This window comes from Streptomyces albidochromogenes, from assembly GCF_005981925.1.
In the GTDB taxonomy this organism is placed as follows: domain Bacteria; phylum Actinomycetota; class Actinomycetes; order Streptomycetales; family Streptomycetaceae; genus Streptomyces; species Streptomyces albidochromogenes.
Genome location: NZ_VBVX01000276.1, coordinates 1 through 8,610, shown reverse-complemented (window position 1 = coordinate 8,610; position 8,610 = coordinate 1). Strand labels below are relative to the sequence as shown.

The window sequence follows — 8,610 nt, the reverse complement described above, 5'->3', positions numbered from 1 at the left end:
GTCCAGGCGTTCGACCTCAAGGCCGTCGACTACGTGCTCAAGCCGGTACGCCGGGGCGGGGCTCGCCTCGACCTGGTCGCAGACGCGGCGCACGGCTTCGGCGAGGCGTTCCCGGCGTACCGGCTTGAGCACGTAGTCGACGGCCTTGAGGTCGAACGCCTGGACCGCGAACCCCTCGTGGGCGGTGACGAAGACGATGAGCGGCGGACGGGCGAACCCGGCGAGGAGCCGCGCGATGTCGAGGCCGGTGAGCCCGGCCATGTGGATGTCGAGGAAGACGACGTCGATGGCGTCGTCGCCGTCGGGTCCCGCGTCGAGCGCGCGGTTGATCCGGCGCAGGGTCCCGGTGGCGTCGGTGGCCCCCTCGGCGCTGCGGACCCGGGGGTCGGCGCGCAGCAGGTAGAGGAGCTCCTCCAGAGCCGGTCGTTCGTCGTCGACAGCCAGTGCGCGCAACATGGTGGGGAGTGTAGGAGCAGCGGGGGTGACCTGGACATACGGGCCGCCCGCCGCGGCGCGGACGGCGCGTTCGCGCGGCGCGCCCAGCGCGCCCGGGCCGCCCGGAGCCCGCGGCGGCCGCCGGCCCGGAGAAATGCGGCCGGATCGGCTGCGCGCGTGAGCAGAAACCGCCTGCCTTCCGTACCTCAGGATGACCGGTCGGTTACCCCACGAACCACGCGAGCCCCCTAGGAATTGCCCCATGAGTCCGAACCAGCGGCATCGTGACGTCGGCGCGTACGCGCTCGGCGTCCTCGATCCAGCGGATGCGTTCCGCTTCGAGGAACATCTGGCCGACTGCGCGACGTGCGCCGTGCGCCTCAGCGAGTTCGCCGGACTCGAGTCGACGCTGGCCGCCTACGCCCATTCCGGCGCCGGTGCCACGGTGCCGCCGGTGGAGCGTCCCACCGAGGGGCTGCTGGACCGGTTGCTGGACACGGTCGAGGCGGGCCACCGGCGCCGGGGCAGGCGCCGCCTGCGGCTGGTCGCCGCGGCGGCGGCGCTGATCATCGCCGGTCCGGTGGCGGCCCTGGGCCTCCAGGCGCGCGCGGCTGACGACGGCGAGGGCCCGGTGCGGCGGTACGCCGCCACCGACCCGGTCTCCGGCGTCCGGGCGGCGGTCGCGCTGCGGGAGCGCGGCTGGGGGGCGGCGGTCGGGCTCGAACTGGCCCGCGTCGCAGGGCCGCTGACCTGCGAACTGATCGCCGTGGGCAAGGACGGCGAGGAGCAGACGGTGACCACGTGGGCGGTGCCGGACGGCGGTTACGGCATGCCGGACGTCGAGGGCCACGAGGAACCGCTGCGCACCGAGGGGGGCGCGGCCCTGCGCGGCACGGAGATCGACCGCTTCGAGGTCCGCACGCTGGACGGAAGGCGCCTGGTCACGATCGGGGCGTAGGGCAGCGGGTCACTTCAGCAGTCGCGACAGCCGGCGGTCCGCGAGGGGCTTGCCGCCGGTCTGGCAGGTCGGGCAGTACTGCAACGACGAGTCACTGAACGACACCTCCCGGATGGTGTCGCCGCAGACCGGACACGCCTCCCCGGTCCGGCCGTGGACCCTGAGCCCGCTCTTCTTCTCCGCCTTGAGCCGCCCCGCCGCCACCCCGCGCGAGCGGGCGACGGCCTCGGCGAGGGTGGAGCGCGTCGCCTCGTACAGGGCCGTGATCTCGTCGTCGGTGAGGTGGGCGACCGATTTGAAAGGCGACATCCGCGCCGCGTGCAGGATCTCGTCGCTGTACGCGTTGCCGATGCCGGCGATCAGGCTCTGGTCGCGCAGGGCGCCCTTGAGCTGCCGCCGTTCTCCGCGCAGCAGCTCCGCGAACCGGTCGCGGCCGAAGCCGTCGGCGAGCGGATCGGGGCCGAGCCGGGCGACGCCCGGCACGTCGGCGGGATCGCGCACGACGTACACGGCGAGGCTCTTCTTCGTGCCGGCCTCCGTGAGGTCGAACCCCGCGCCGTCCGCCAGCGCCACCCGCAGCGCGAGCGGCCCCTTGCCGGGGCGGGGCGGCTCGGCCGGCAGCTCGTCCTTCCAGCGCAGCCAGCCCGCCCGGGCGAGGTGGGTCACCAGGTGCACCCCGCCCGCGCCGATGTCGAGGAACTTGCCGTGCCGGCCGACGGAGGCGACCACCGCGCCCTCCAGCGCGGAAGGCGGCGGGTCGTACGTCTTGAGCACGCTGACGGCGACCGGGACGACCCGCGCGATCTCCCGGCCCACCAGGTGCTCGTCGAGGAACTCGCGCAGCGCTTCGACTTCCGGCAGCTCAGGCATGTTCCCAGCGTGCCTCAGCCGGTGGCGGCCCGCAGCAGGGCCGCCAGCTCGTCGGTCAGGCTCGCGGTCAGCCGGTCGAGGTCGGGAACCGCCTTGGCGTCGGCGACCAGGCCGGCGTGCACCCGGCCGCCGTACGTCGTCAGCGCGACGGCCAGGGACTGGCCCCGGGCCAGGGGCGCCATCGGGTAGAGGGCGCGCAGCGGGCTGCCGCCCAGTGAGAGGGCGGAGCGGGGCAGCGGCACGTTCGTGACGAGTACGTCGAAGAGCATCCGCGCCGCGCTGCCTGCGAGCGGCGCGCCGAGGCGGTGGGCGAGCGGCGGCAGGTGGTCGGCCAGTACGGCGACCGCCCCCGGGCCGCGTCCCGGCCCTTCGGCCTTGTTGCGGTCCATGGTCCGGCGCACCGCCGTGAGCCGCGCCCAGGGGTCGGCCTCGGAGACGGGCAGGCCGACGAGGTACGCCGACAGCTTGTTGCCGGAGCCGGCGGCGCGGCCCGGGCGGCGCCGGGACACCGGTACCAGGGCGCGCGGGTCGGCGCCGGGCAGGGGTTCGCCCCGCTCCAGCATCCACCGGCGCAGCGCTCCCGCGACGACGGCCAGCAGCACGTCGTTCGCGGTGCCGCCCGCCGCCCTGCGGACCTTCAGCACGTCGTCGAGCCCGAGCACGGCGGTGCCGAGCCGCCGCGTCCCGCTGGACCCGGCAGCGAAGGCGCTCGCTCCCCAGGGGTCGAAGCGGCTGGCGCGCATGACGGAGGCGCCGATGCCGACGGCCCGGCCGACCTCCTCGATGCGGTCGCGGGCGAAGCCGACGACCTGGTGCGGGCCGGGCAGCCAGGACCGGGGCGGCACCCCGCGCTCCTTGCGGGCGCCGGCGGTGCTCGCGCCCGCGATCTGGTCGAAGATGCCCGCCCCGATGGCGACGGCGCGCATGCCGTCGGCGAGAGCGTGGTGCAGCTTGACGAGTACGGCGAACGTGCCGGTGTCGGCGGCGGTCAGGACGTACATCTCCCAGGGCGGAAGGCCGCGTGGGAGCGGCTGTTCCATCAGCGCGCCGGCGATCTCGGCGGCGTGCGCCGCGAAGTCGCTCTCGGGCAGTCTGATCCGCCGGACGTGGCGGCGTACGTCGAAGTCCTTGGCCGTGGACCAGGCCGCGCCGCCGACGGGCAGCAGGACGGTCCGTACGCGCATGCTCAGCCGGGGGATCGCGGCGGCCCGCTCGGCGAGCAGCCGCGCGACGCGGTCGCCGTCGGTCTGGCCCTCGAAGAAGGCGAGCGCGCCGAGGTGCATGGGGTGTTCGGTGGATTCGAGGTGCCAGAAGGCCAGATCAAGAGGTGCCAGAAGCTCGGTGCTCAAGGAGCCCTCACGTCGTTCGGAGGCCGGTGGAGAGCCGCAGTCAATCCCGGCCGGTCGGTTACGGTCAAGTACGACCGGGACACACACCGTTACTGAACGGTACGGTCAGGAGCGTTCATTCACGGTCGGGCACGACGAACTCGCACCAGACGCACTTGCCGCTGCCCCGCGACTCCACGCCCCACACGTCCGCGAGCCGGTCGACCAGCATCAGCCCCCGCCCCGACACGCCCGACTCCCCGGCCTCCCGGCGGCGCGGCAGCGCGCTGGAACGGTCCTCGACGTCGATCCGCAGTCTGCGCTGGGCGCCGGTCAGGACCCGGGCGGTGATGATGGCCCCGCCGTCGGTGTGCATCAGCGCGTTGGTCATCAGCTCGTCGGCGGCCAGCTCGATCTCGTCCGCCCGCTCGCGCGCGCCCCAGGCCCGGACGGCGGCGCGCACCATGTGCCGGGCCGAACGCAGCGCCTCGGGGTCGTTCTGCGCGACGTGCTGCCGGAGCCGGCCGCCGGTCTGCGGCACGTCGGCGCTCCTGCGGCGCAGGAGCAGCAGCGCCACGTCGTCCTCGCCGCCCCGCTCGTCGACCACTTCGCAGAGGGTGTCGGCCAGTTGCTGGAGGTCCCGCGGCCCGCTGTGGACGAGCTCGGAGAGCATCTGCATGCCGTCGTCGAGGTCCGCGCCCGGCAGCTCGACGAGCCCGTCGGTGTACAGCAGAAGGGTCTGGCCGGGGTCGAGCTCGACGGTCGAGACCGGGTATTCGAGCTGGCCGAACTCCGCCGAGAGGCCCAGGGGAAGGCCACCGGCGGCGGGCAGCCTGCGGCAGGTGCCGTCGACGTGGCGCACGAGCGGGTCGATGTGCCCGGCCCGCACGAGCTGGACGACCCCGGTGGTCAGGTCGGTCTCGGCGTACGTGCAGGTGGCGAACCGGTCGGTGTCCAGCTCGTGCAGGAAGACGGACGCCCGGGCCATCACCGTCGCCGGGGTGTGCCCCTCGGCGGCGTACGCGCGCAGCACGATGCGCAGCTGTCCCATGACGGCGGCGGCGTGCGTGTCGTGCCCCTGTACGTCGCCGATGACCGCGCCGACGCGTCCGCCCGGCAGCGGGATCACGTCGTACCAGTCGCCCCCGATGTCGCGGCCGAGCCGGGCGGAGCGGTAGCGGACGGCGATCTGCGCGCCGGGGACGGAGGGGATGCGGCGCGGCAGCATGGCCTGCTGGAGGCCCTCGGCCAGGTCCTTGTCCTGCTCGAAGAGCATGGCCCGCTGGAGGCTCTGCGCGATGCTGCTGCCCAGCGCGATCAGGACGTTGCGCTCGTCGGAGGTGAATCCGATCCGGTCTCCGTAGAGCAGGCCGAGCGCGCCGACCGGCCGGGCCTGGGCGATCAGCGGCAGATAGGCCGCGGAGGTGATACCGAGGTTCTTGATGTGCTGCCACAGCCCCGGGTAGGAGGCGGCGAACTCCTCCGGCGACTCGATGAACCGGGGTGCGAGGGTGCGGACCACCTCGCTCATCGGGTACTGCTCGTCGATGCGGGTGTAGCGGGTCCCGGGCATGAACGAGCCGTCCGGGCCGTCGGCGACGAGGTGGATGCGGCCCGCCTCGACCAGGCCCATCACCAGACTGTGGGCCCCGAGGTTCTCCAGGCCCTGCGAGTCGTTGAGCACGTCGATGACGTCCTTCACGGTGCGCGCGTGGGCGAGCGCGGCCGTGGTGCCCTGAACGACGCTGGTCCGACGGCGCCGCTCCGCGTCGTGCTCCAGCCGGTCGGTGGAGTCGGCGAGCTCCTGGGTGGCGTCGCGGACGATGCCGATGATGCGCCGGGGACGGCCGGTGGCGTCGCGCCGCACGGCGCCCTGCGTGTGGGTCCAGCGCAGTGTCCCGTCGCGGCAGCGGATGCGGAAATAGGCGCCGTACGTGACGCTGCCGTTCTTCAGCGCCTGGGAGACGAGGGCGTCGAGCCGGGCGGCCTCGGCGGGCGGCACGCGCACCCCGAGGCTCTCCGGACGGCCGGTGTACTCCTCGGGGGGCATGTCGAAGACGGCGAGCGCGGAGTCGTCCATCCGCATGGTGCCGCTGTCGAGGTCCCAGTCGAATCCACCCAGTCCGAGGACCGACCCGTACACCTCGAAGAAGCAGCAGGCCACGCCGCCTTTGCGCTCCCAGCAGTGGCAGTACTCCGCCGCCTCGCCGCCCCCTGTGCCCGCGTCCATGGACTCACGCTAGGCGCGGTGCCGGGCGGGCGCATGTGGGGCGGCCGGCGCGGACGCACCCGGGAACAGAGACTTGAACGCGTTCAAGAATGGCCGTATGGTCACCCCGAGAAGAGTTGAACACGTTCAAATCGGGGGTCGCGTCGTGTCCGTGCTGGTCAACCTGATCGTCATGCTCGGCATGCTGGTCGTCGTCCCGCTGGGGCTGCGCCTCGTCGACGCACCCGCTCCGAGCCGCCTGAGCCGGTGGTGGCCGCTGCTCGCGGCCCCCGGGGCCGTCGCCCTGTGGCTCCCGCGCGGCCCGGCGGCCACCGCGCTCGCCGCGGTGTACGCCGCCGCGACGCTCGCCCTGGCACTGCACGCCCCGGCGCGGCTGGCCCGTACGCGCTCCCTCGCCCCGGCCGAGATCGCGGTGCTCACCGCGCTCGCCTCGCCGTCGGTGGCCGGCCTCGCGCTGGTCGCCGAGCGCTCCGGGCACCGGCTCTTCGGCTTCGACCTGGAGATCCTGGCGCTCACCGTGCCGCACTTCCACTTCGCGGGCTTCGCCGCCGCACTGGTGGCGGGCCTGGTCTGCCGGACGTCCGCGGACCGGCCCGCCGCGCGCTGCGCGGCCCTGAGCGTGCCGCTCGGCACGCTGCTGGTCCTCGTCGGGTACTTCGTCGACGACTGGGCCGAGCTGGCCGGCGCGGTCGTCCTGACCGCCGGCATGTGGGCCGTGGCGCTGGTGACCTGGCGGGACGTACGCGACGAGCGGCAGGACCGGACCACCCGCACCCTGCTGGCCGTCTCGGCCGCCGTCCTGGTCGCCACGATGCTGCTGGCGCTCAGCTGGGCGCTCGGCGAGGCGACCGGCCTTCCCCACCCCGACCTGACCTGGATGGCCGCCACCCACGGCCTGGGCAACGCGCTGGGCTTCGCACTGTGCGCGGTGCTGGCCTGGCGACGACTCGAGGAGACCACCGCATGAGCACGCTCACCTACCCGGAGACCGGCGCCACCCGCCGGACCCCGCTGCCCGCCGGCTACCACCACCTGCGCCACCGCACGGTGGTGGGCACGGGCCGCGCCGCCTTCGAGGCGGCGGGCGCGGCCGTCACGACCTGGCGGCTGCACCGGACCTCGGGCGCGCGGGTACGGGCGGACGCGGCCCGGGCCGAACCGGGCGCGGCCGTCGAGGTCTCGATCGGCGCCGGACCGCTGCGGGTGAGCGCGCCGTGCGTCGTGGTCTGGACGGCGTACGAGAAGGACCGGACCGGCTTCGCGTACGGGACGACCCCCGGCCACCCCGAGTGCGGCGAGGAGTCGTTCGTGGTGGAGCTGGCCGACGACGGCACGGTGTGGTTCACCGTCACCGCCTTCAGCCGGCCGGCCGCCTGGTACGCCCGGCTCGCCGGGCCCCTGGTGCCCGTCTGCCAGCACGCGTACGCCCGGCACCTCGGCAGGACCCTGCGACGGATCGCCACCGGAGCGTCGAGCCGCCGGTGAGGCGCCCCGCCACCGACAATGGTCGTGATGGAGTGGTTCACCGAGCCCGACTACTGGCTGGGCCGGCTGGTTTTCCAGCGGGCCCTGGCCGCCGTGTACCTGGTCGCGTTCCTCGCGGCGGCCCTCCAGTTCCGGGCGCTCATCGGCTCCCGGGGCATCCTGCCGGTGCCGGAGCACCTGCGACGGGTGCCGTGGCGCCGGTCGCCCACCCTCTTCCGGCTCCACTACTCCGACCGCTTCTTCGCCGTCTGCGCGTGGGCGGGCGCCCTGCTCGCGGCGGCGCTGGCCGCGGGCGCCGCCGACCGGCTGCCGCTGTGGACCGCCATGCTGATGTGGGCGGCCCTGTGGGCCCTGTACCTGTCCATCGTCAACGTCGGGCAGACCTGGTACGCGTTCGGCTGGGAGTCCCTGCTCCTGGAGACGGGCTTCCTCGCGGTCTTCCTCGGCAACGAGCGCACGGCTCCGCCCGTGCTGGTGCTCTGGCTGCTGCGATGGGTGCTGTTCCGGGTGGAGTTCGGCGCCGGGCTCATCAAGCTGCGCGGCGACCCCTGCTGGCGCAAGCTCACCTGCCTGGACTTCCACCACGAGACCCAGCCCATGCCGGGCCCGCTGAGCTGGTTCTTCCACCACCTCCCCAAGCCGCTGCACCGGGTGGAGGTGGCGGCCAACCATGTGACGCAACTGCTCGTCCCGGTACTCCTCTTCACGCCCCAGCCGGTCGCGACCGCCGCCGCCGGCGTGATGATCCTGACCCAGTTGTGGCTGGTGCTCTCCGGCAACTTCGCGTGGCTGAACTGGCTGACGATCGTCCTGGCGCTCTCGGCCGTCGACTTCTCCCCGTGGGTCACCGCCCCCGCGTTGCCTTCCTCCCCGCTCTGGTACGAAGTGGTGGTCCTCGCCGTCACGGCGCTGCTGCTCGCGCTCAGCCACCGGCCCGCGCGCAACCTGTTCTCGCGCCGGCAGGCGATGAACCGCTCGTACGACCCCCTGCACCTGGTCAACGCGTACGGCGCCTTCGGGAGCATCAGCCGGGTCCGCCAGGAGATCGTCGTGGAGGGCACGGACGAACCCGTGGTGCGCCGGGGCACGGTGTGGCGGGCGTACGAGTTCAAGGGGAAGCCGGGAGATCCGCGCCGGCTGCCGCGCCAGTTCGCCCCGTACCACCTGCGCCTCGACTGGATGATGTGGTTCGCGGCGCTCTCCCCCGCGTACGCGTACGCCTGGTTCGACCCGTTCGTGGAGCGCCTGCTGACGGGAGACCCGGCGACGCTGCGACTGCTGCGCGGCAACCCGTTCCCCGATGC

8 protein-coding genes are annotated in these 8,610 nt (G+C 73.9%); 4 read left to right on the top strand and 4 right to left on the bottom strand.

The features are described from left to right. A partial coding sequence (locus E2E34_RS27075; protein ID WP_244316149.1) for a response regulator occupies nt 1-456 on the bottom strand: 456 nt, incomplete at its 3' end. Between the two features lie 241 nt (nt 457-697). Here E2E34_RS27075 and E2E34_RS27070 point away from each other — a divergent pair. Then, the gene (locus E2E34_RS27070; protein ID WP_138904532.1) at nt 698-1,393 is read left to right on the top strand and encodes a zf-HC2 domain-containing protein; all 696 of its coding nucleotides are present in this window, start codon (nt 698-700) and stop codon (nt 1,391-1,393) included. Between the two features lie 9 nt (nt 1,394-1,402). Here the strand turns inward: E2E34_RS27070 and E2E34_RS27065 are convergent, their stop codons facing one another. The 3 genes from E2E34_RS27065 to E2E34_RS27055 form a co-directional block, all read right to left on the bottom strand. Next, nucleotides 1,403-2,263: an Fpg/Nei family DNA glycosylase gene (locus E2E34_RS27065; protein WP_138904531.1), complete on the bottom strand. Its 861-nt coding sequence runs from the start codon at nt 2,261-2,263 to the stop codon at nt 1,403-1,405. A 14-nt stretch (nt 2,264-2,277) separates the two neighbouring features. Beyond that, nucleotides 2,278-3,612 (bottom strand): wax ester/triacylglycerol synthase family O-acyltransferase, encoded by a 1,335-nt coding sequence (locus E2E34_RS27060; RefSeq protein WP_138904530.1) that lies wholly within the window; start codon nt 3,610-3,612, stop codon nt 2,278-2,280. A gap of 115 nt (nt 3,613-3,727) precedes the next feature. Then, a complete protein-coding gene (locus E2E34_RS27055; RefSeq protein ID WP_138904529.1) occupies nt 3,728-5,821 on the bottom strand; it encodes a SpoIIE family protein phosphatase in 2,094 nt (697 codons plus the stop codon). 145 nt (nt 5,822-5,966) lie between these two features. Between E2E34_RS27055 and E2E34_RS27050 the strand changes: the two genes are divergently transcribed. The 3 genes from E2E34_RS27050 to E2E34_RS27040 all read left to right on the top strand — a co-directional run. Further along, nucleotides 5,967-6,788 (top strand): YndJ family protein, encoded by an 822-nt coding sequence (locus tag E2E34_RS27050; protein WP_138904528.1) that lies wholly within the window; start codon nt 5,967-5,969, stop codon nt 6,786-6,788. Next, entirely contained in the window at nt 6,785-7,306 is a 522-nt protein-coding gene (locus E2E34_RS27045) for a DUF1990 domain-containing protein (protein ID WP_138904527.1), read from the top strand. The genes E2E34_RS27050 and E2E34_RS27045 overlap by 4 nt, the downstream gene beginning before the upstream one ends. Before the next feature lie 27 nt (nt 7,307-7,333). Next, the coding region (locus E2E34_RS27040; RefSeq protein ID WP_138904526.1) for a lipase maturation factor family protein at nt 7,334-8,610 on the top strand (1,277 nt) is incomplete at its 3' end.

What these genes read in the sequence shown, in the direction of transcription:
- E2E34_RS27070 (WP_138904532.1), top strand. Translation starts at nt 698, where the DNA reads ATGAGTCCGAACCAGCGGCATCGTGACGTCGGCGCGTACGCGCTCGGC.
- E2E34_RS27065 (WP_138904531.1), bottom strand. Translation starts at nt 2,263, where the DNA reads ATGCCTGAGCTGCCGGAAGTCGAAGCGCTGCGCGAGTTCCTCGACGAG.
- E2E34_RS27055 (WP_138904529.1), bottom strand. Translation starts at nt 5,821, where the DNA reads ATGGACGCGGGCACAGGGGGCGGCGAGGCGGCGGAGTACTGCCACTGC.
- E2E34_RS27045 (WP_138904527.1), top strand. Translation starts at nt 6,785, where the DNA reads ATGAGCACGCTCACCTACCCGGAGACCGGCGCCACCCGCCGGACCCCG.